Origin of the sequence: Streptomyces sp. LaBMicrA B280, from assembly GCF_049222185.1 — a bacterium.
In the GTDB taxonomy this organism is placed as follows: domain Bacteria; phylum Actinomycetota; class Actinomycetes; order Streptomycetales; family Streptomycetaceae; genus Streptomyces; species Streptomyces murinus.
Genome location: NZ_JBMJCT010000020.1, coordinates 26,915 through 47,670, shown reverse-complemented (window position 1 = coordinate 47,670; position 20,756 = coordinate 26,915). Strand labels below are relative to the sequence as shown.

19 protein-coding genes are annotated in these 20,756 nt (G+C 71.4%); 8 read left to right on the top strand and 11 right to left on the bottom strand.

Features of this window, described 5'->3' with window-relative positions:
- The first annotated feature begins 5 nt into the window (after positions 1-5).
- Both ACLF5H_RS18655 and ybaK read left to right on the top strand, forming a co-directional pair.
- Positions 6-746 carry an LON peptidase substrate-binding domain-containing protein gene (locus ACLF5H_RS18655; protein ID WP_421677140.1) on the top strand — a complete coding sequence of 247 codons (741 nt, stop codon included), beginning with the start codon at positions 6-8 and terminating at the stop codon, positions 744-746.
- A gap of 12 nt (positions 747-758) precedes the next feature.
- Positions 759-1,259: a Cys-tRNA(Pro) deacylase gene (gene ybaK, locus ACLF5H_RS18650; RefSeq protein WP_421677139.1), complete on the top strand. Its 501-nt coding sequence runs from the start codon at positions 759-761 to the stop codon at positions 1,257-1,259.
- 46 nt (positions 1,260-1,305) lie between these two features.
- Here the strand turns inward: ybaK and ACLF5H_RS18645 are convergent, their stop codons facing one another.
- The 4 genes from ACLF5H_RS18645 to ACLF5H_RS18630 all read right to left on the bottom strand — a co-directional run bounded on the left by ACLF5H_RS18645 (position 1,306) and on the right by ACLF5H_RS18630 (position 5,225).
- Positions 1,306-1,965, bottom strand: coding sequence for an AAA family ATPase (locus ACLF5H_RS18645; protein ID WP_421677138.1), 660 nt, complete (start codon positions 1,963-1,965; stop codon positions 1,306-1,308).
- A 34-nt stretch (positions 1,966-1,999) separates the two neighbouring features.
- Positions 2,000-2,821: an ABC transporter permease gene (locus tag ACLF5H_RS18640; protein WP_421677185.1), complete on the bottom strand. Its 822-nt coding sequence runs from the start codon at positions 2,819-2,821 to the stop codon at positions 2,000-2,002.
- Between the two features lie 83 nt (positions 2,822-2,904).
- Positions 2,905-3,918: an ABC transporter ATP-binding protein gene (locus tag ACLF5H_RS18635; protein WP_421677137.1), complete on the bottom strand. Its 1,014-nt coding sequence runs from the start codon at positions 3,916-3,918 to the stop codon at positions 2,905-2,907.
- 86 nt (positions 3,919-4,004) lie between these two features.
- Positions 4,005-5,225: an NYN domain-containing protein gene (locus tag ACLF5H_RS18630; protein WP_421677136.1), complete on the bottom strand. Its 1,221-nt coding sequence runs from the start codon at positions 5,223-5,225 to the stop codon at positions 4,005-4,007.
- A gap of 225 nt (positions 5,226-5,450) precedes the next feature.
- On the opposite strand from ACLF5H_RS18630, the gene ACLF5H_RS18625 reads away from it, so the two are divergent.
- Positions 5,451-5,633, top strand: a complete 183-nt coding sequence (locus tag ACLF5H_RS18625; RefSeq protein WP_037653130.1) for a hypothetical protein — start codon at positions 5,451-5,453, stop codon at positions 5,631-5,633.
- Positions 5,634-5,714: 81 nt separating this feature from the next.
- On the opposite strand, the gene dnaE is transcribed toward ACLF5H_RS18625, so the two are convergent.
- On the bottom strand, positions 5,715-9,254 hold the full coding sequence (dnaE, locus tag ACLF5H_RS18620) for a DNA polymerase III subunit alpha (RefSeq protein ID WP_421677135.1): 3,540 nt from the start codon (positions 9,252-9,254) through the stop codon (positions 5,715-5,717).
- Positions 9,255-9,477: 223 nt separating this feature from the next.
- Between dnaE and ACLF5H_RS18615 the strand changes: the two genes are divergently transcribed.
- The 4 genes from ACLF5H_RS18615 to ACLF5H_RS18600 all read left to right on the top strand — a co-directional run bounded on the left by ACLF5H_RS18615 (position 9,478) and on the right by ACLF5H_RS18600 (position 14,276).
- Positions 9,478-10,803: a DUF2252 domain-containing protein gene (locus ACLF5H_RS18615; RefSeq protein WP_421677134.1), complete on the top strand. Its 1,326-nt coding sequence runs from the start codon at positions 9,478-9,480 to the stop codon at positions 10,801-10,803.
- A gap of 89 nt (positions 10,804-10,892) precedes the next feature.
- Positions 10,893-11,576, top strand: a complete 684-nt coding sequence (locus ACLF5H_RS18610; protein ID WP_421677133.1) for a hypothetical protein — start codon at positions 10,893-10,895, stop codon at positions 11,574-11,576.
- Between the two features lie 67 nt (positions 11,577-11,643).
- Positions 11,644-12,453 (top strand): thioredoxin domain-containing protein, encoded by an 810-nt coding sequence (locus ACLF5H_RS18605; RefSeq protein ID WP_421677132.1) that lies wholly within the window; start codon positions 11,644-11,646, stop codon positions 12,451-12,453.
- A 152-nt stretch (positions 12,454-12,605) separates the two neighbouring features.
- Complete coding sequence (locus ACLF5H_RS18600) at positions 12,606-14,276, top strand: alkaline phosphatase D family protein (RefSeq protein WP_421677131.1); 1,671 nt, start codon at positions 12,606-12,608, stop codon at positions 14,274-14,276.
- On the opposite strand, the gene ACLF5H_RS18595 is transcribed toward ACLF5H_RS18600, so the two are convergent.
- The gene (locus ACLF5H_RS18595; RefSeq protein WP_421677130.1) at positions 14,273-14,851 is read right to left on the bottom strand and encodes a dienelactone hydrolase family protein; all 579 of its coding nucleotides are present in this window, start codon (positions 14,849-14,851) and stop codon (positions 14,273-14,275) included. The two genes, ACLF5H_RS18600 and ACLF5H_RS18595, sit on opposite strands and share 4 nt — an antisense overlap.
- A 105-nt stretch (positions 14,852-14,956) precedes the next feature.
- Here ACLF5H_RS18595 and ACLF5H_RS18590 point away from each other — a divergent pair, with 105 nt between their 5' ends.
- The gene (locus ACLF5H_RS18590) at positions 14,957-16,063 is read left to right on the top strand and encodes a mechanosensitive ion channel family protein (protein ID WP_421677129.1); all 1,107 of its coding nucleotides are present in this window, start codon (positions 14,957-14,959) and stop codon (positions 16,061-16,063) included.
- A 33-nt stretch (positions 16,064-16,096) separates the two neighbouring features.
- Here the strand turns inward: ACLF5H_RS18590 and ACLF5H_RS18585 are convergent, their stop codons facing one another.
- From ACLF5H_RS18585 to lspA, 5 genes are all read right to left on the bottom strand, one after another.
- Positions 16,097-16,837: an SDR family NAD(P)-dependent oxidoreductase gene (locus ACLF5H_RS18585; RefSeq protein ID WP_421677128.1), complete on the bottom strand. Its 741-nt coding sequence runs from the start codon at positions 16,835-16,837 to the stop codon at positions 16,097-16,099.
- A gap of 113 nt (positions 16,838-16,950) precedes the next feature.
- Positions 16,951-18,537, bottom strand: coding sequence for a Na+/H+ antiporter (locus ACLF5H_RS18580; protein ID WP_421677127.1), 1,587 nt, complete (start codon positions 18,535-18,537; stop codon positions 16,951-16,953).
- 129 nt (positions 18,538-18,666) lie between these two features.
- Positions 18,667-19,134: a GNAT family N-acetyltransferase gene (locus tag ACLF5H_RS18575; RefSeq protein ID WP_421677126.1), complete on the bottom strand. Its 468-nt coding sequence runs from the start codon at positions 19,132-19,134 to the stop codon at positions 18,667-18,669.
- Complete coding sequence (locus ACLF5H_RS18570; RefSeq protein ID WP_421677125.1) at positions 19,131-20,075, bottom strand: RluA family pseudouridine synthase; 945 nt, start codon at positions 20,073-20,075, stop codon at positions 19,131-19,133. The genes ACLF5H_RS18575 and ACLF5H_RS18570 overlap by 4 nt, the downstream gene beginning before the upstream one ends.
- Before the next feature lie 85 nt (positions 20,076-20,160).
- A complete protein-coding gene (lspA, locus tag ACLF5H_RS18565; RefSeq protein ID WP_037653109.1) occupies positions 20,161-20,748 on the bottom strand; it encodes a signal peptidase II in 588 nt (195 codons plus the stop codon).
- Positions 20,749-20,756: the final 8 nt, after the last annotated feature.

Below are 20,756 nucleotides of genomic sequence, written 5' to 3'. Positions count from 1 at the left end.
GCGCCGTGACCACCGTCCGTCTGCCGCTCTTCCCGCTGAACACGGTCCTCTTCCCAGGACTCGTGCTGCCGCTGAACGTCTTCGAGGAGCGTTATCGCGCCATGATGCGCGAGCTGCTGAAGACCCCCGAGGAGGAGCCGCGGCGGTTCGCCGTCGTGGCCATCCGCGACGGGTACGAGGTGGCGCCCAGCGCCTCCGGCATGCCCGACCCCACGGCTGAGCCCGAGCGGGGCCCGGCCGCGGGCTTCGGCCCGGACCCGCTCGCCTCCTTCCACCAGATGGGCTGTATCGCCGACGCGGCGACCATCCGGGAGCGCACCGGCGGCACCTTCGAGGTGCTCGCGACCGGTACGACCCGGGTGCGGCTGCTGTCCGTGGACGCCTCGGGGCCCTTTCTGACGGCCGAACTGGAGGAGCTGGCGGAGGAGCCGGGCGACGAGGCGGGGGCGCTCGCGGAGGGCGTGCTGCGGGCTTTCAGGCAGTACCAGAAGCGGCTGGCGGGGGCACGGGAGCGGTCGCTGGCGACCAGCGCGGAGCTGCCGGACGACCCGAGCGTGGTGTCGTACCTGGTGGCGGCCGCGATGGTGCACGACACGCCGACCAAGCAGCGGCTGCTCCAGGCGCCGGACACCGCGTCCCGGCTGCGGGACGAGCTGCGGCTCCTGCGCGGCGAGACCGCCATCATCCGTCATCTGCCGTCGCTGCCCGCGTTCGAGCTGACGCGGACGCCGACCAGTCTGAACTGAGTCCACAACCTCATGGCGAAGAAGTCGAAGAAGCAGCAGTCCGGCGGTACCCCGGCGACGGTGGCGCTGGCCGCGGCGGGCGTGGAGTTCACGGTCCACGCCTACGAGCACGACCCCTCCCACCCCTCCTACGGCGAGGAGGCGGCACAGGCGATGGGCGTCTCCCCGGAGCGCGTGTTCAAGACCCTGGTGGCCGACGTGGACGGCAACCTCGTCGTCGGGGTCGTCCCGGTCGCGGGCACCCTCGATCTGAAGGCCCTGGCCTCGGCGGTGGGCGGCAAGCGCGCCGCCATGGCCGATCCGGCCCTGGCCGAGCGCACCACCGGTTACGTCCGCGGCGGGATCTCCCCGCTCGGCCAGCGCAAGAGGCTGCCCACCGTCCTGGACGACTCGGCCCTCGGCCACGCCACGATCTGTGTGTCGGCGGGGCGGCGGGGCCTGGAGGTGGAGCTGGCGCCGGGCGACCTGGCGGAGCTGACCGGAGCGGTGTCGGCGCCCATCGGACGGGGCTGAGGGAAGCCCCCCCCCGGGCGCGTGGCGCCCACCGGGAGCGGCGCGCCTACTGGGGGGCGGGCGCGAGCGGCGCCTCGCCCGGGTGCTCGGGCTCGGGGTCGCGCGGGCCGAACAGCGCGGTCAGGCCGAGGTGGACCAGCACCGCGGCGAACGGCCAGGACAGCAGCGCGGCCTTGGCGCCCAGACGCAGCGGGGCCGGGAAGGTGACCCCCTTGCCGACCGCGCGGGCATGGGCGATGACATCGGACGTGGGGCCGAGCCACACGCCGAGCCGCCAGGCCAGCAGGGAGCCGAGCAGTCCGCCGAGCGCCAGACCGACGACCAGCGGTACGCCGCCGCGCCTGCGCCACAGGAACGCCGCGAGCCCGCTCACCGCGCCGAACGCGAGCGCCAGCAGGGTGAACGTGCCGTCCACGCCGACCGCCTGCTCCCCCTCGGTGTCCTTGAGATAGACCACCCAGCTGTTGCCCGACTGGTCGCCGACCAGCGGCACATGGGGCGCCAGCCGCCACCACAGCAGCCCGAGCAGCGCCCCGCACACCGTCACCAGCACGGTGATCACGGCGGCCTCGCGCGCTTCGGTCTTCATCCCGGGGCCGTCCTCTTCGTGGGCGCCCGCCATCGGCGCCCCGGCGGGCGGCGCCTGCCGGACCTGGTGCGCGGAGTGGTCGTGCGGGGGCGGGGGCGGATTCAGCGGTGCGGTCACCCTGCCATCGTGCCAGGTCGGCCTGTGCGCCGCGTCACCGGACGGCGGCCCTGCGGTACGCCCACGCGGCCACGGCCAGCGAGATCACCCCGACCCCCGCGCACACCCCCAGGTCAGCGAGGACGACGGCCCAGTCCGGGTGGGCGTCGAAGGTGCGGGCGTACGCCTGCACGCCGTAGGTGGAGGGCAGCAGGTCCCGCGCGAGCCGGACGAGTTCCGGCATCCGGTCGGGCGGCAGCACCCCGAGCAGCAGCGCCGCCGACATGCCCAGCTGGCCGAGCAGCGTGGCCAGCTCGGGGCGGGGCGCCAGCAGGCCGAGCGCCGCGCCGAGCCCGGACAGCGCGGCCCCGGCGAGCGGCACGACGGCCAGCAGCACCCACAGGTTGGCCAGCGGCAGTCCGAAGAGCACACAGCCGAAGACGGCGGTCACCAGCGTCCCGGGCAGCGTGAAGGAGGCGTACGCCGCCGCCGTGCCCAGCACCACCGCGGCCGGCGGCACCGGCAGCGTGGCGTAGTGGTCGAGCCCGCCGCCCGCCCGCAGCTGCCCGAAGTACTGGGCCAGCAGGTTCAGCGCGACGAACGCGACGACCAGCACGGCCGAGCCGGCCACCACGGACCGCGCCTCGAAGCCGCTGTCGACGACGCCGCGCATCATCACGGTGATGCCGATGGACTGGAAGGTCGCCACGAACAGCAGCGGGATCCGCGCCACCCGGGCCCGGGACAGCTGCGCCCGGTACACGGCCGCCAGCGACGGCCACAGTCGCGCGGCGGGGGCGAGCTCGGCCACGACCGGCCGCGCCTCCGGCACGTCCCGGGCTGCGTCCGGCAGCACCTGCGCGGGTACGACACTCACGACGAGCTGCTCCTCTTCCCTGACGGCGGTCGTACCGGCCGTGCGGCGTACGGCGGCCCGTGTGCTCATGCCCTCACCGGCCCTCATGCCTTCACCAGCCCCTGCCGGGCGGCGCCGCCGAGGGCCAGGTAGACGTCCTCCAGGCTGGGCGTGGCCAGGGTGAAGTCGTCCAGGGCGGCGAAGGCGGCGCCGCCGGTCACCGTGGCGACGGCGGCGCGGGCCTCCTCGGGCGCGAGCCGCAGCGTCCAGCGCCGGCCGGCCTCCACCGCGCGCTCGCGCAGCACGGCGACCTCGGGCACGTCCAGCGGGGCCCGCTCCCGCCACACCAGTTCCACCCGGACCTCGCCCGCGACCCGTTCCTTCAGCCCGGCGGGGGTGTCGCAGGCGATGACCCGGCCCCGGTCGAGGACGGCGACCCGGTCCAGGACGGTCTCGGCCTCGATGACGTTGTGGGTGACGAGGAGGACGGTCGTGCCGTGTTCTGCGCGCCGCCGGTCCACGGCGGACCAGACCGCGCGCCGGGCCACCGGGTCCATGCCGGTGGTCGGCTCGTCCAGGACCAGCAGCGGGCGCTCGCCGACGAGGGCGGCGGCGAAGGTGGCGAGCCGGCGCTGGCCGCCGGACAGCTTCTTCAGCGGCCGCCCGGCGATCGGGGTGAGCCCCAGCTCCTCCAGTACGGCGTCCCGCTCGGCCCGCGCCCGCGCCGCGTCCAGACCGCGCAGGCGGCCGGTGGTCTCGGCGGCGAGGGAGACGGTCAGCTCGTCCAGGGCGGTGGACTCCTGGCCGAGGTAGGCGAGGAGGCGGGCGGCCCGCTCGGGGTGGCGCACGATGTCGTGGCCGAGGATCTCGACGCTGCCCCGGTCGGGGCGCAGCAGCCCGGTGAGCTGTCGTACCAGGGTGGACTTTCCGGCGCCGTTGGGGCCGAGCAGACCGAAGATCTCCCCGCGCCGTACCGTCAGCTCCAGGGCGTCGGTGGCTCGCACCTCGGGGGTGCCGGGTGCGCCGCGGCGGCTCTTGACGGCCGGATAGGTCTTGGCGAGCCCGCGTACGCGGACGACCTCGTCCTGCCGAAGTGCCTGCCCCACGCGCGTCCTCACAAGGGAAGAGGGTACGGGGTCGGGACCTTTACCCGCCCTTGGGGCCACCCGAAGCGGCCGCGACCGCGCCCCGCTCCGCCCTCGCCTCACTCCCCCGCGTTCGCGTGCTCCGCGGCGGCCGGGATGTCGAACTCACGCCAGAAGCCTGCCCGGATGGCGTAACGGTCGTGCTCGTCGATCTGGTCGTCCTTGTGCGCGAGCAGCCCGAAGCGCGCGGCGTAGCGCAGCAGCTCCCCGTCGATGCGGTGCGGGATGCGCGGGTACATCTGGGACAGCCGCTGGAGATGGCTCTGGTCGCCGAGCCGGGACATCCAGCGGCGGGCGAAGACCTGCCCCACCTCGTACGGGTCGCCACCGACGGTGGTGATGTCCTCCTCGCGGTCCGCCCAGCGCTGCTCGGCCGTGGTGAGCTGGGCGAGGGTCGGCATGGCGGCGGCCTCGGCCGGTTCGGCCACCGCCCCTGGCCGGTCCACCCAGCCCTTGTCGGAGGACCAGCGCAGGGTCGCGGTGGTCGGCTGCGGTGCGGGCTGGACGGCGCCGGGGGCGCGCAGCGCGGCGAGGTCCTTGGGGGTGGGGACGCCCTTGGCCGCGGGCACCCGCTCCTGGCCGCCGTTCTCGGCGGCGCCGGCCGACGGGTGCGGTTCCTGCTCGGCGGGGCGCTCGGCGGCCGCGGCGAGCGCGGACTCGGGCAGCGGGGCGGAGAGGATCGCGGCGATCTCGGGGCGGGGCACCGGCGGCGGGGCGCACACCCCGGTCAGTTCCTTGGCGCGGACGGCCTGGGTGATCCAGGCCCGGTCCAGGACGCGCCGCTCGTCGGCCTCGGCGACCAGGTCCTCGGACTGGTTGTAGTCGCCGTCGGCCGCCTGCACGGCCCACAGGTGTACGGCGACGCCGTGCTCCTTGGCCGCCATCATGCCCGGCAGCAGATCGCCGTCACCGGTGACGAGGACGACGTCGGAGCAGGCGCCGTTGCGGGCCAGCTCGGTCAGCTCGGCGTGCATGGCGGCGTCCACGCCCTTCTGGGCCCAGCGTCCGTCGCTGCGGGTGAGGGCGCCGAGGCGGACGGTGACCCGGGGCATCACCCGCAGCCTGCGGTGCTCGGGCTGGGGAACCCGGTCGGGGGCGCCGTCGAACCAGTAGATGCGCAGCAGGGGCCGCTCGGTGTCGGACTCGGCGCGGTCGCGCAGCGCCTGGATCAGTGCGGTGTGGTCGACGGTGATCCGGGACCGTGAGGGCTCGCCCGCGAGGAGACTGGCGGCCGCGCCCAGCAGATACCCGGCGTCCACCAGGACGATGCAGCGGTCCACGCGACTCACCCTCTTCCCGGGAGGTTTTGCTTCGGACTTCCTTCGAGTCTGCCCGACCGCGCGGGGGTTAACGGCCCGAACTCGATCTTCGGCGTGGCGTTTGCGGCTGTTACTCGCCAACCTACCCTGTCACACAGGGTAATTGTCCGACATGCGATTGATGTCAGCGTATGTGAATCTGAATCCGGTCCTGGCCCCTAGATGCCCCGCAGGAGGCAGATCATCATGGCCAAGAACAAGAACCGTAAGCAGGGTGGCTCGCAGAACCGCGCCGCGCAGCACGCCGGTCAGGCTCACGAGCAGGCGCAGCACACCACGGAGGCCCACGAGTCTCCGGTGACACACATCCAGGGCAGTTCCGGTGATACCGGGCGTGGCAAGAAGCAGAAGAGCTTCGGCCACAACTAAAGGGCGGTTGACGCCTGTTGCGTAAGAAAAGAGGGGCGCACCCCTGACGGGTGCGCCCCTCTCACGCTGCCGGGCGCCGGCTCAGCCCGCGAGACAGGACGGGCCGAGCAGCACCTTCAGGTCGCCGAAGAGCGCCGGGTCGGGCTTGACCCGGTGCCGGTCCAGGCGCAGCACCGTGGTCTTGCGCGGCCCCTGGAGCTTGATCCGCACCTCGCTGTCGCCCTTGTGATGGCTGAGGATCTCGCCGAGGCGGCTGACCATGGGCGGGGTGACCCGGGTCGCCGGGATGGTGAGGACCACCGGCGCGTTGGCGCCCGCGTTGGACAGGTCCGGGACCATCAGCTCCATGGCGACGAGCCGGGGCACGTCCTCGCGCTTGTCGAGGCGGCCCTTGACGAACACCACGGCGTCCTCGACGAGTTGGGTCGACACCAGCTGGTAGGTGGCCGGGAAGAACATGCACTCGATGGAGCCCGCGAGGTCCTCCACGGTGGCGATCGCCCAGGCGTTGCCCTGCTTGGTCATCTTGCGCTGGAGGCCCGAGATGATGCCGCCGATGGTGACCACCGCGCCGTCCGCGTGCTCGCCGCCGGTGAGCTGGGAGATGCCCGCGTCGGCCTTGTCGGACAGCACGTGTTCGAGGCCGAACAGCGGGTGGTCGGAGACGTACAGACCGAGCATCTCCCGCTCCTGGGCGAGCAGATAGGTCTTGTCCCACTCGTCCTCGGCGAACTGCACGTCGAGGCCGAAGCCGGGCTCGTCCGCGCTGTCGTCGCCCATGCCGCCGAAGAGGTCGAACTGGCCCTCGGCCTCCTTGCGCTTGACCGCGACCACGTTGTCGATCATCGGCTCGTACTGCGCGGTGAGGCCCTTGCGGGTGTGCCCCATGGTGTCGAACGCGCCGGCCTTGATCAGCGATTCGGTGGTGCGCTTGTTGCAGACGACCGCCTCGACCTTGTCGAGGTAGTCGGGGAAGGAGGCGTACTTCCCCTTGGCCTTGCGGCACTTGATGATCGACTCGACCACGTTGGTGCCCACGTTGCGCACCGCGGAGAGGCCGAAGAGGATCACGTCGTCGCCCTGGGCGGCGAAGTTGGACTCCGACTCGTTGACGTTCGGCGGGAGCACCCGGATGCCCATGCGGCGGCACTCGTTGAGGTAGACCGCCGACTTGTCCTTGTCGTCCTTGACGGAGGTCAGCAGTCCGGCCATGTACTCGGCGGGATGGTTGGCCTTGAGGTAGGCGGTCCAGTACGACACCAGGCCGTACGCGGCCGAGTGCGCCTTGTTGAACGCGTAACCGGCGAACGGGACCAGCACGTCCCACAGCGCCTGGATGGCCTCGTCGCTGTAGCCGTTCTTGCGGGCACCGCCCTGGAAGATGGTGAAGTTCTTCGCCAGCTCCTCGGGCTTCTTCTTGCCCATCACACGGCGCAGGATGTCGGCCTCGCCGAGCGAGTATCCGGCGATGATCTGGGCGGCCTTCTGCACCTGCTCCTGGTAGACGATCAGGCCGTAGGTGACGTCCAGGACCTCCTTGAGCGGCTCCTCCAGCTCGGGGTGGATCGGCGTGATCTCCTGCTGCCCGTTCTTGCGCAGGGCGTAGTTCGTGTGGGAGTTCATGCCCATCGGGCCCGGCCGGTACAGGGCCGACACGGCGGAGATGTCCTCGAAGTTGTCGGGCTTCATCAGGCGCAGGAGCGAGCGCATGGGGCCGCCGTCGAACTGGAAGACGCCGAGGGTGTCGCCGCGCTGGAGCAGTTCGAAGGTCGTGGGGTCGTCCAGCGGCAGGGACAGCAGGTCGATGTCGAGGCCCTTGTTGGCCTTCACCATCTTGACCGCGTCGTCCATGATCGTGAGGTTGCGCAGGCCCAGGAAGTCCATCTTCAGCAGGCCGAGCGACTCGCAGCTCGGGTAGTCCCACTGCGTGATGGTCACGCCGTCGGTGTGCCGGACCCAGACCGGGACGTGGTCGGTGATGGTCTCGCTGGACATGATCACGCCGGCCGCGTGCACACCCATCTGCCGGACCAGGCCCTCCACGCCGCGCGCGGTGTCGATGACCTTCTTCACGTCCGCTTCGTTCTCGTACATCCCCCGGACCTCGCCCGCCTCCGAGTAGCGCGGGTGCTGCGGGTCGGTGATGCCGGACAGCGGGATGCCCTTGCCGAGGACGTCGGCGGGCATGGCCTTGGTGATGCGGTCGCCCATCGCGTACGGGTAGCCCAGCACCCGCGCCGAGTCCTTGATCGCGTTCTTGGCCTTGATGGTGCCGTAGGTGCCGATCATGGCGACCTTGTCGGCGCCGTACTTCTCGGTGACGTACCGGATCACCTCGACGCGCCGGCGCTCGTCGAAGTCGATGTCGACATCGGGCATCGAGATGCGCTCGGGGTTGAGGAACCGCTCGAAGATCAGGCCGTGCGGGATCGGGTCGAGGTCGGTGATGCCCATGGCGTAGGCGACGATCGAACCCGCCGCGGAGCCTCGGCCGGGGCCGACCGCGATGCCGTTGTTCTTGGCCCACATGATGAAGTCGGCGACCACGAGGAAGTAGCCGGGGAAGCCCATCGAGATGATGACGTCCATCTCGTAGTCGGCCTGCTTCTGGCGGTCCTCGGGGATGCCGCCGGGGAAGCGGCGCTGCATGCCCCGGCTGACCTCCTCCTTGAACCAGGTGACCTCGGTGTAGCCCTCGGGGATGTCGAACTTCGGCATCAGGTCGCGCTTCTCGAACATGCCGGTGGTGTCGACCATCTCGGCCACCAGGAGCGTGTTGGCGCAGCCCTGCTGCCAGGCGTCCGAGGAGTCGATGGCGTACATCTCCTCCGTGGACTTCAGGTAGTAGCCGGTGCCGTCGAACTTGAAGCGGTCCGGGTCGGAGAGGTTCTTGCCGGTCTGGATGCACAGCAGCGCGTCATGGGCGGTCGCCTCATGGGCGTACGTGTAGTGCGAGTCGTTGGTGACCAGGGGGGGGATGCCGAGCTTCTTGCCGATCTCCAGGAGGCCGTCGCGCACCCGGTGCTCGATGTCGATGCCGTGGTCCATCAGCTCCAGGAAGTACTTGTCCTTGCCGAAGATGTCCTGGTACTCGCTGGCCGCCTTGAGGGCCTCGTCGAACTGGCCGAGGCGCAGCCGGGTCTGGAGCTCGCCGGAGGGGCAGCCGGTGGAGGCGACGATGCCCTCGGACCACTGGGAGATGGTCTCCTTGTCCATCCGGGGCCACTTCTGGAGCCAGCCCTCGGCGTACGCGTCGGAGGACAGCCGGAAGAGGTTGTGCAGACCGGTCCGGTTCACCGCCCACATCGTCTTGTGGGTGTAACCACCGGAACCGGAGACGTCGTCGCGCTTCTGGTGCGGCTGGCCCCACTGGATCTTGCGCTTGTTGCGCCGGGACTCGGGGGCGACATAGGCCTCGATCCCGATGATCGGGGTGACCCCGGACTTCTGGGCGGTGTGGAAGAAGTCGTACGCCCCGTGGAGGTTGCCGTGGTCGGACATGGCGATGTGCGTCATGCCCATTTCATTGCAGGCGTTGAACATGTCCTTCAGCCGCGCGGCACCGTCCAGCAGCGAGTACTGGGTGTGGACGTGCAGGTGCGTGAACGGCGGCTTTGACACGGTTTGGCCTCCAACGGAGAACGTCAGGCGACGGGCGGGCGGACACTCTGGGGGACAGCGTCGAATCCTATGCCCTGGCACCGACAGCCGGAGTGGATCCCCGCGTACGGTCGACGGGAACCGGGCACTCCCGCGCCGCGTCGCCCGTTGGAGACGGCGAAAGCGCCGTCGTGTCCATGGACGCACAGTGACGCACCACTCCCGCACCAGGAGGCATCCCGCGATGTCGGTCCCCAAGCTCAGCGACGAGCAGCGCGGCGAGGAGATCCTCGCCGTATTCGACACCGCCTTCGGCAGGCTCCTGGCCGCCGACCCGGCCGCCTTCCGGGTGAAGTTCCGGAAGATGGCGGCCTCGGCCTTCGCGTTCTACCGGGGCACCGCGTGCCTCTTTTACCACGACATCGACGCCGAGCGGCGGGGCGGCCCCTACCTGGACGACCGCACCTCGCGGGTGTGGATCCACGGCGATCTGCACGCGGAGAACTTCGGCACGTACATGGACTCGTACGGCCGCCTGGTGTTCAACGTCAACGACTTCGACGAGGCGTACGTCGGCCCCTTCACCTGGGACCTGAAGCGCTTCGCCGCCTCGGTCGCGCTCCTCGGGTACGCCAAGGCGCTGAGCGACGAGCAGATCACCGAGCTGGTGACGGTCTACGCGGACGCGTACCGGGAGCGGATCCACGCCCTGGCCACCGGCGCCAAGAGCGACGAGGTGCCGCCGTTCACCCTGGACACCGCGGAGGGCCCGCTGCTCGGCGCGCTGCGCGCGGCCCGCTCGCTCACCCGGTTCGAGCTGCTGGACTCGATGACCGAGATCCGCGATTTTGAACGCAGGTTCGCGGCGGGTCCCGGCACCGTCGAGCTGGACGCGGCCGACCGCTACAAGATCCTCGCGGCCTTCGACGGCTATCTGGAGACGCTGCCGGACTCCTCCCTGGCCCGCCCGGACTCCTACCGGGTCAAGGACGTCGTGGGCCGCCGGGGCGTCGGCATCGGCTCGGCCGGGCTGCCGTCGTACAACATCCTCCTGGAGGGCCACAGCGACGCCCTGGAGAACGATGTCGTGATCTACATCAAGCAGGCCCAGACCCCGGCCGTCTCCCGGCACCTCACGGATCCGGCCATCGCCGGGTACTTCCAGCACGAGGGCCACCGCACGGTGATCTCCCAGCGCGCCCTCCAGGCGCACGCCGACCCGTGGCTGGGCTGGACCGAGCTGGACGGCGCGGGCCAGCTGGTCGCCGAGGTCTCGCCGTACGCGGTCGACCTGGACTGGAGCGAACTCGACGACCCGGAGGAGATCGCGCTGGTCGTGGCCGACCTGGGCCGGGCGACCGCCACCATGCACGCGGCGGCGGACGACACCTCCGGCGAGTCCCTGGTGCCCTTCTCCACCGAGCGGGCCATCGACGCGGCGATCGCGGCCCACGAGGAGGGCTTCGCGCCCCTGCTGGTGGACTTCGCGCACGCCTACGGCGCACGGGCCCGCGCGGACCACCACATCTTCGTGGAGCTGTTCCGCAACGGCCGGATCCCGGGGCTGTAGGGCGCCCCGCCGAGGCGGTGGGGTGCGCGTACTCACAGGCCCCCTTTAGGGGTCCCTTACTCCGGTTCGTGACAGACTCTGCTATCGCTATGGACATATCCGGGACCTACCTCAGAGCCGTTCGCGCGGTGCTGTTCACGGCCTTCGTCGTGACCCTCGGCACCGCGTCGCACGTGCTGCTGTCCCGGACCCCGCTGCCGGCCGCGACCGTGGCCGCGGTCGCCGCCGGCGTCTTCACCGGCGCGTACGCGCTGGCGGGCCGGGAGCGCGGCTTCGGCCGGATCGCGGCCCTGCTGGTACCGCTGGAACTGGCCGCGGACACGGTGTTCACCACCGGCCAGCAGACCTGTTACGGCCGGGCGGGCGGCCCGGTCGCCGGCCCCCTGCACGCCTTCGGCTTCGACCTGCTGTGCCACGGCGGCGCGGTGGGCACCCCGCTGGCCCAGGTGAGCCGCGGCCAGGCCGCCGGGGTGCTGGCGAACGCCTCTCCCGCCACCGCCTGGCTGCTGCTCGCCGCGCACATCGGCGTGAGCCTGCTGACCGCCGCCTGGCTGCGCCGGGGCGAGCGCGCCCTGGTGCAGTCGCTGCGCGCGGTGGCCGCCGCCTCCTTCCGGCCGCTGCTCCTCGCGGTGGCCGCGGTCGCCGTACGACGTCTGCCGGAGGGCCGTCCGCCCCGCCCGGCGCGGCGCCGGGCCGCCGCCCGCGACCGGCTTCTCGCCCACTCCCTGGGACGGCGTGGACCGCCGTGCTCCGCCCCGCTCACCGCCTGGTGAGCGACCCCGAGCACCCCACCCGTATCCCGCGCACGACAGCTGCGCGACCCCCAGGGAGAACACCGACATGAGCAAGCGGAACAGCCAGGCGTCGAAGAACGCGGCCCGGGAGCGGCTGCGCGAGGAGCGCGAGCGCCAGGCCAAGCGCGACAAGGCAAGGCGCCAGGCGTTCGTGGCCGGCGGCGTCGTGGTCGCGCTGGCGGCCGCGGGCGGCATCGGCTACGCCGTCGTCCAAGCCAACAAGCCCAGTTACTGGGAGGGGCTGAAGAACGCGAAGGTCGTCGCCCCGGCCCACACCGAGGGCGCCAAGGGCGCCACGGTCGTCATCGGCAAGTCGAGTGCCAAGAAGACCCTCAAGATGTACGAGGACCCACGCTGCCCGGTGTGCGCCCAGTTCGAGCAGACGGTCGGCTCGACGCTGCACAAGGACATCGACGACGGCACGTTCAAGTACCAGTACGTGGGCGCCACGTTCCTGGACGCCCATGACAACGGCGTGGGCTCCAAGAACGCGCTGAGCGCGCTCGGCGCCGCGCTGAACATCAGCCCCCAGGCGTTCCTCGACTACAAGTCCGCGCTGTACTCCACGAAGTGGCACCCGGACGAGAACGACGACAAGTTCAAGGACGACAGCTACCTCATCAAGATCGCCGACACCGTCCCGGCGCTGAAGGGCAACGCCACCTTCCAGAACGCCGTCAAGAAGGGCACCTACGACGCCTGGGCGGTGAACATGTCGAAGCAGTTCGACGACAACAAGGACGGCGTGACCGGCACTCCGGCCTTCGTCATGGACGGCAAGCAGCTCAACGGCGGCAACATGATCACGTCGGTGGACGAGTTCAACAAGGTCATCGACGCGGCCGTCAAGGGCTGACGCATCCCTTTCGGCCGACGGACTCCAGGGTGCTGACACCCCGTCGAAAAGGGTGCTGACACCTCTTCAAAAACCGACGGCTCGGTGAAGAGCGGGCGAACATTCCCTGTTCGCCCGCTCTTTTGTTCTACTGCTCGGTAACCTGATCGGCCGTGACCAGTCGAAACAGATCACTGCCGGCCTCCCAGGGCCTCAACTCCCCTTCCCCTCGCCGCCGTACGGTCGTCAAGGCCGCGGCGGCGACCGCTGTGCTGGCCGGGCCGCTCGCCGCCGCCCTGCCCGCCCGCGCCTCCGGTCAGGCCCCCGCCTTCCTGCACGGTGTGGCCTCCGGTGACCCGCTGCCCGACGGCATCCTGCTGTGGACCCGCATCACCCCGACCCCGGACGCCACCCCCGGCTCCGGCGTCGGCCCGGACACCGTGGTGAGCTGGGTCGTCGCCACCGACAAGGCGCTCACCCAGGTCGTCAGCAAGGGCTCCACCACCGCGACGGCCGCCTCGGACCACACGGTGAAGGCGGACATCCGCGGCCTCCAGCCGGCCACCGACTACTGGTTCCGCTTCTCCTCCGGCGGCACCGACTCGCCCGTCGCGCGCACCCGCACCGCCCCGGCCGCCACCGCGGACGTCTCCGGGCTCCGCTTCGGCGTGGTCACCTGCGCCAACTGGGAGGCCGGCTACTTCTCCTCGTACCGCCACCTCGCGGCGCGCAACGACCTGGACGCCTGGCTGCACCTCGGCGACTACATCTACGAGTACAAGTCCGGCGAGTACGCGGCCCGCGGCAAGGTGATCCGGCAGCACGCCCCCACCAACGAGATCATCACGCTCGCCGACTACCGCACCCGGCACGGCAAGTACAAGACCGACGCCGACCTCCAGGCCCTGCACCTGAAGGCGCCGGTCATCGCGATCTGGGACGACCACGAGTTCGCCGACAACGCGTGGTCGGGCGGCGCGGTCAACCACACCGAGGGCGCCGAGGGCACCTGGACCGCCCGCAAGGCCGCCGCCAAGCAGGCCTACTTCGAGTGGATGCCGGTGCGCCCGGCGATCGAGGGCACCACCTACCGGCGGCTGCGCTTCGGCAAGCTCGCCGACCTGTCCCTGCTGGACCTGCGCTCCTTCCGCTCCCAGCAGGTGTCCGGCACCAGCGGCTCGGTGGACGACGCGAACCGCACCATCACCGGCCGGGCCCAGCTCGACTGGCTGAAGTCCGGCCTGAAGGCGTCCGACACCAAGTGGCGGCTGGTCGGCAACTCGGTGATGATCGCGCCGTTCGTCATCGGCTCCCTCACCGCGGACCTGCTCAAGCCGCTCGCCCAGCTGCTCGACCTGCCGCAGGGCGGCATAGGCATCAACACCGACCAGTGGGACGGCTACACCCACGACCGCCGGGAACTCCTCGACCACCTGACGTCGAACAACATCGGCAACACCGTCTTCCTGACCGGTGACATCCACATGTCCTGGGCCAACGACGTGCCGGTGGACGCGGGCACCTACCCGCTGTCGGAGTCGGCCGCCACCGAGTTCGTCATCACCTCGGTGACCTCCGACAACCTCGACGACATCGTCAAGGTCCCCGAGGGCGTCGTCTCCGCGGTCGCCGCGCCGCTGATCGAGGCCGCCAACCGGCACGTCCACTGGGTGGACACCGACCGGCACGGCTTCGGCGTGCTCGACATCACCACCGACCGCGCCCAGATGGACTACTACGTCCTCTCCGACCGCACCGACCAGAACGCCACCGCCAAGTGGGAGCGCTCGTACCGCACCCGCACCGGCACGCAGAAGGTCGAGCGCACCTACGACCCGGTCTAGGCGGTCCGCAGGCTGTCGAGGAAGCCGAGCGCCACGCGCCAGGTCGCCTCGGCGGCCTCCGCGTCGTGGTCCGGCAGGTCGGGGTCGGTGTACACATGCCCGGCCCCGGCGTACCGGTAGACCTCCACGTCGGCGCCCGCCCGGCCCATCTGGAGGTACCAGGCGCTGAGCCAGTCGTCCGTCTCGAACGGATCCGGCTCGGCCACATGCAGCTGCACCGGCAGCTCGTCCACGTGCGCGTTCGGCGCGATGTCCGAGGTGCCGTGCAGAAGCAGCAGCCCGCGCGCCTTGTCGTCGCCGAGGGCGAGGGTCTGCGCCACGGAGGCGCCGAGCGAGAACCCGGCGTAGACCAGACCTCGCTCCGAGTACGGCGCCGCCGCCAGCACGGCGCGCTTCAGCAGCTCCTCCTTGCCGATCCCGTCGCTGAACTCCATGCCCTCCTCGACGGTGTCGAACGTCCGCCCCTCGAAGAGGTCCGGCGTCCACACCTCGTGGCCGGCCGCGCGCAGCCGGTCAGCGGCAGCGCGCACCGCGGGCCTGAGCCCATAGGTCGAGTGAAAGAGCATGATGTTCATGAGCCCATGGTGCCAGCCCCGGGACCCGGCCCCGGAGCGGGACCGGGAGCGGGAGCGGGACAAGTCACAGGTTCACGATCGCCGTAGCCGGTTACGTTCCAAGGCATGGAGACCGTACTGCGCCCTGTGATCGTGGTCGGCGCGTCCGTGTTCCTGACCGTCCTCATCGGCTGGGCCACCGACGTGCTGCTGCGCAAGGCGGACGAACGCCACTCCGAGACCCCTCTGTGGGACCGGCTGCGGCGCGCCCGCGTCCCGTACCAGCTGGTCCTCTGTGCCGCCCTGCTCAGAGGCTCGTACGACCAGGCCGAGCTGTTCGAGGAGCACCGGGTCGGCGTCGGCCGGACCCTGACCCTGGTGCTCATCGGGGCCGCGGCCTGGCTGGTGATCCGGATCGCGGGCGCCGTGGTCGAGACGACGTACAGCCGCTACGCGCGCGTCCACCACGACGCGGCGCGGGTACGGCGGGTGCGCACCCAGGTCACGCTGATCATGCGCGTGGTCTCGGCGGTCGTCGGCGTGGTCGCGGTGGCCGCGATGCTGCTGACCTTCCCGGCGATGCGGGCCGCGGGCGCCTCCCTGCTGGCCTCGGCCGGTGTCCTCGGCATCGTGGCCGGCGTCGCCGCGCAGTCCACGCTGTCGAACCTGTTCGCGGGGCTCCAGATCGCCTTCGGCGACATGGTCCGCATCGGCGACACCGTGGTCGTGGACGGCGAGTGGGGCACGGTCGAGGAGATCACCCTGACCTTCTTGACGGTACGGACCTGGGACGAGCGCCGGATCACCATGCCGGTGTCGTACTTCACCTCCAAGCCGTTCGAGAACTGGTCGCGGGGCACCCCGCAGATGACCGGCATCGTGTTCTGGCAGCTCGACCACAGCGCGCCCCTGGAGGCGATGCGCGAGAAGCTGCGCGACATCCTGCGCCAGTGCCCGGCCTGGGACGGCCGCGCCTCCAACCTGGTGGTCACCGACTCCACCGCCAACACCATGGAGGTGCGCGCGCTGGTGACCGCGAAGGACTCCGATGACATCTGGACGGTGCGGGTCGCGGTCCGCGAGCAGATGATCACCTGGCTGTCCGCGGAGCACCCCTACGCGCTCCCCCGGGTCAACACCTCCGACGCGGTGCTGCCGCCCTACCGCGTCCCCTCCCCGGACCGCCACTCGCTGCGCAAGGCGTACGACTTCCCGCGCACCGGACGGAGCTGACCGGGGCGGGACCGGCGGGCGCCTCGGTCCGGTTCAATGTCCGCGCTCGGCGCCTCCGTTGACCTGGATGATCTGTGAGGTGATGTGCCCGGCGGCGGGCGAGGCCAGCCAGTGCAGGGTGGACGCCACGTCGCCCGGCTCGCCCGCCCGGCCGGTGGCGGTCTCGGCCACGAGCTGTCCGCGCCGCTCCTCGGACATGGCGCCGCCGAAGAAGTCGGTGTCCTCGACGTAGCCGGGCGCGACCACGTTCACCGTGATGCCCCGGTGGCCCAGGCGGCGGGCCAGATCGTGGGCGTAGGGGTGCAGCCCGGCCTTGGACGCCGCGTAGGCGCCGCTGCCCGAGCCGCGGTGGGCGGCGATGGAGCTGAGGAACAGCACCCGCCCGCCGGGCTCGGCGAGCCGCTCCTGAAGGGCCTCGGTGAGCAGCACCGCGGTCAGGGTGTTGAGTCTGAAGGCGACGGTCCAGGCATGGGCCACCCGGTCGAGGGAGTCCTCACTGCCGGCCGGTGGCTCCAGGGCGCCGGAGCCCCCCGCGCTGTGCACGAGCACATCGACGGTGCCGAACTCCCGGGCGACGAGCCGGGCCACCTCCCGCACGTCGGCGGGCTCGGTGAGGTCGGCCGCGTGGGTGAGCGCCCCCGGCACCCCCGCCTTCTCCAGCACCTCCGCGCGCCGCCCGAGGAGCAGCACCCGGTCCCCGTCCGCGGCGAAGGCACGTGCCGTCGCCAGCCCGATGCCCGTACCGCCTCCGCTGATCACGATGTTGCGAGTCATGATCCGAGAGTAGGAGCCACCGGCGGACGGCGCTTCCGGTTGTCCACAACCGCCGGGTATTTGTATGACCGGATATACACAGCTGGCCGATATACACGGCCGGCCGAGCGCCGTCAGCGCAGGCTGCGCACATCGAGATGGCGCAGGACCCGGTCCACGATCTCCGGGTCCATCCCCGGTTCGCTGCGCGCCGCGAGCACCTCGTGCCGGGCGGCGCTGAGCATCTCGCCCTGGATGCGCCGGATCCGCTTCAGCCGCTTGGCCCGCTGGTGCTGTGCCTCGCGGCGCTCCTCCTCGCCCATGTCGGGGCTGATCCGGATGCCGATGTCGAAGGCCTGCCGCAGCATCTGCTCGGAGAGTTCCTCGGGCAGGTCCTCCACCTGCTCGATCTCCCGCAGCCGGCGCTTGGCCGCCTTGGCCGCGCGCACCGCCAGCTCCTTCTCGTACTCCTTCTCCCGCTCGGCGTCGGCCCGCACCCGCAGCCGTTTGACCAGCCACGGCAGGGTCAGCCCCTGGATCACCAGGGTGGCGACGATCACCCCGAAGGCGATGAAGACGATCTCGTCCCGGTCCGGGAAGGGCTTGCCGGCGTCGGTCTCCAGAGGGATGGCCAGCGCCAGCGCGACCGAGGCCACCCCGCGCATCCCGGACCACCACATCACGACCGTCTCCCGCCAGCTCGTCGGGATCTCCTCCTCCACGTCCCGCCGGGCGTGCAGCCGTTTGGTCAGCCAGGTCGCCGGGAGCAGCCACAGCAGCCGTACGACGATCACCACACCGGCGACGGCCGCCGCCCAGCCGAGCAGCTCGCCCCACCGTCCGCTGGCCGTACGGATCGCGTTGTGCAGCTCCAGGCCGATCAGCCCGAAGGCGACGCCGGTGACGAGGGTGTCGATGATGTCCCAGAAGGCGTGTCCCGCCAGTCGGGTCATCACATCGTCGGCGCCGGTGGCGTACTCGGAGAGGTAGAGGGCCGTGGTGAGCACGGCGAGCACCCCGGAGCCCTGGAGCTTCTCCGCGAGCACATAGGAGGCGTAGGGCACCAGCAGGGTCAGGCCGATCTGGAGGGTCGGGTCCCCCAGCAGGTCCATCACCCGGTTCGCGCCCCAGCCGAGCAGCAGCCCCACGGCCACCGCGACCACGGCGGACAGCACCAGCGCCAGCCCGGCCTTCCACGGCGAGAACAGCCCGCTCACCGCGGCGGCGATCGCCACGTGGTAGAGCACGATGGCCGTGACGTCGTTGAACAGCCCCTCGCCCTCCAGGACCGACACCAGGCGGCGCGGCAGCCCGAGTTGTCCGGCGACGCTGGTCGCGGCGACCGGGTCGGGCGGGGCGATCAGCGCGCCGAGCGCCACGGCGGCGGCGACCGACAGGCCGGGCACGATCGCGTGGGCCACGAAGGCGACGCACACCGTGGTCATGAACACCAGGGCGACGGCCAGGGTCAGGATCGGGCGTTTGTTGGTCGTGAACTGCCGCCAGGAGGTGCGCCGTACGGCCGCGTACAGCAGCGGCGGCAGCAGTCCGGGCAGGATCAGCTCGGGCGGGATGTTCACGTTGGGCACGAAGGCGGCCACCGCGAGGACCCCGCCGAACAGCGTCATCAGCACCGGGGCCGGCACCCCGAGGCGGTCGCCCACCGGGACGCTCACCAGGGCCCCGAGCAGCAGGGCGAACAACAGAGCCAACTGATCCAAGGCCGGCGCTCCGGGGTCGACATGGCACGCGAGGCTTCAAGCCTGCCATGCCGGCCGATCACCGGCCGTTCGTGCGCATCGCCCCGGGGGGTACCGCCACACCCCGTTCACCGGCTCTCGCGCCGGTGGTCACAGGGCGCGGCGCATCGCCCGGTGGGGCATGTCGGCGTCCAGGAACTCCGGTCCGTACGCCGTGTAGCCGAGCCGCTCGTAGAAGCCCAGCGCCTGGGTCTGCGCATGCAGGTCCACCGCGGCCAGGCCACGCGCGCGGGCCGCGTCCTCGACGGCCCGCACCAGGGCGGCGCCGATGCCGAGCCCGCGGGCCCGGCGGGTGACCGCGAGCCGCCCGAGGGAGCCGACGGAGGCGTCCGCGCCGGTCTTGGCGACGGCCGCCTCACCGGTCAGCAGCCGGCCGGTGCCCAGCGGGGTGCCGTCCGCGCGCAGGGCCAGCACATGCACGGCGACGGTGTCGTACGCGTCGTACTCGATGGCTTCGTCCACGCCCTGCTCCTGGACGAAGACCTCCTTGCGGACCGCGAAGCACGCCTCCAGGTCGGCGGGGTCCTCGGCGACGCGGACGATGGGGGCCCCGGTCATCCGTAGGTCTCCTCGCGGACCAGGTCCAGGGCCTGCTGGAGGTCCTCGGGGTAGTCGGAGGAGAACTCCACCCAGCTGCCGTCGCCCGGGTGTTCAAAGCCGAGGCGGACGGCGTGCAGCCACTGGCGGGTGATGCGCAGCCGCTTGGAGAGGGTGGGGTCGGCGCCGTAGGTGAGGTCGCCGACGCATGGGTGGCGGTGGGCGGCCATGTGGACGCGGATCTGGTGGGTGCGGCCGGTCTCCAGCTTCACATCGAGCAGGGAGGCGGCGCGGAAGGCCTCGATGAGGTCGTAGTGCGTCACCGAGGGCTTGCCGTCGGCGGTGACCGCCCACTTGTAGTCGTGGTTCGGGTGGCGGCCGATCGGGGCGTCGATGGTGCCGCTCGTCGGGTCCGGGTGGCCCTGGACCAGGGTGTGGTAGCGCTTGTCGACCGTGCGCTCCTTGAACTGGCGCTTGAGCGAGGTGTACGCGTACTCCGACTTGGCGACCACCATCAGGCCGGAGGTGCCCACGTCCAGGCGGTGCACGATGCCCTGGCGCTCGGCGGCGCCGGAGGTGGAGATCCGGTAGCCGGCGGCGGCGAGACCGCCGATGACGGTCGGGCCGGTCCAGCCCGGGGAGGGGTGCGCGGCCACGCCGACCGGCTTGACGATGACGACCACGTCATCGTCGTCATGCACGATCTCCATGCCCTCGACGGGCTCGGCGACCACCCGCACCGGCGCGGGCGCCTGCGGCATCTCGACCTCCAGCCAGGCGCCGCCGCGCACCCGCTCGGACTTGCCGACGACCGCGCCGTCGACCTGCACCTTGCCGGCCGCGGCCAGCTCGGCCGCCTTCGTGCGGGAGAAGCCGAACATGCGGGAGATGGCGGCGTCGACGCGCTCGCCCTCCAGGCCGTCGGGCACGGGCAGGGTACGGATCTCGGGAATCGTGCTCACCCGTCGAGTATGCCGGACGGGCGGCACGGCCCCGACCGAGCCTGTGGAAAACCGGCTCCGGCCCCGGTCCGCCGGGGCCGTGCCGTCAGTCCTTATGGACCGTGCCGTCCGGGTCGAGACCGCGGAAGGACAGCAGCACGATCAGGATGCCGCCGCACACGATCGCCGAGTCGGCGAGGTTGAAGATCGCGAAGCCCTTGGGCGCGATGAAGTCCACCACCTGGCCGTTGAAGACCCCGGGTGAGCGGAAGATCCGGTCGGTGAGGTTGCCGAGCGCGCCGCCGAGCAGCAGGCCGAGCGCGACGGCCCAGGGGAAGCTGTAGAGCTTGCGGGCCAGCCGCATGATCACCACGATCACCGAGGCGGCGATCACCGTGAAGATCACGGTGAAGGCCGCGCCGAAACCGAAGGCGGCACCCGGGTTGCGGATGGCGTGCAGCTCCAGCAGGTCCCCGACGAGCTTGATCGGCGCGTGGCCCTCCAGCTTGGCCACCACCAGCGTCTTGCTGATCAGGTCGAGCGCGTAGGCGAACGCGGCCACCGCGAACAGCACGGCGATCCGGCGCCCGCGGCCGGTCCGCTCCCGTTCCTGGTCCGCCGCCTGCTCGGGGGCCTGATGTGCGCCGTCCTCCGGGGTGTCCGGCGTATTGATGATGCGCTCCGCCTCTGCCACGTGCGTCC

What these genes read in the sequence shown, in the direction of transcription:
- ACLF5H_RS18585 (WP_421677128.1), bottom strand. Translation starts at nt 16,837, where the DNA reads ATGACTCGCAACATCGTGATCAGCGGAGGCGGTACGGGCATCGGGCTG.
- ACLF5H_RS18595 (WP_421677130.1), bottom strand. Translation starts at nt 14,851, where the DNA reads ATGAACATCATGCTCTTTCACTCGACCTATGGGCTCAGGCCCGCGGTG.
- ybaK (WP_421677139.1), top strand. Translation starts at nt 759, where the DNA reads ATGGCGAAGAAGTCGAAGAAGCAGCAGTCCGGCGGTACCCCGGCGACG.
- ACLF5H_RS18625 (WP_037653130.1), top strand. Translation starts at nt 5,451, where the DNA reads ATGGCCAAGAACAAGAACCGTAAGCAGGGTGGCTCGCAGAACCGCGCC.
- ACLF5H_RS18575 (WP_421677126.1), bottom strand. Translation starts at nt 19,134, where the DNA reads ATGACCGGGGCCCCCATCGTCCGCGTCGCCGAGGACCCCGCCGACCTG.
- ACLF5H_RS18610 (WP_421677133.1), top strand. Translation starts at nt 10,893, where the DNA reads ATGGACATATCCGGGACCTACCTCAGAGCCGTTCGCGCGGTGCTGTTC.
- ACLF5H_RS18615 (WP_421677134.1), top strand. Translation starts at nt 9,478, where the DNA reads ATGTCGGTCCCCAAGCTCAGCGACGAGCAGCGCGGCGAGGAGATCCTC.
- ACLF5H_RS18590 (WP_421677129.1), top strand. Translation starts at nt 14,957, where the DNA reads ATGGAGACCGTACTGCGCCCTGTGATCGTGGTCGGCGCGTCCGTGTTC.
- ACLF5H_RS18605 (WP_421677132.1), top strand. Translation starts at nt 11,644, where the DNA reads ATGAGCAAGCGGAACAGCCAGGCGTCGAAGAACGCGGCCCGGGAGCGG.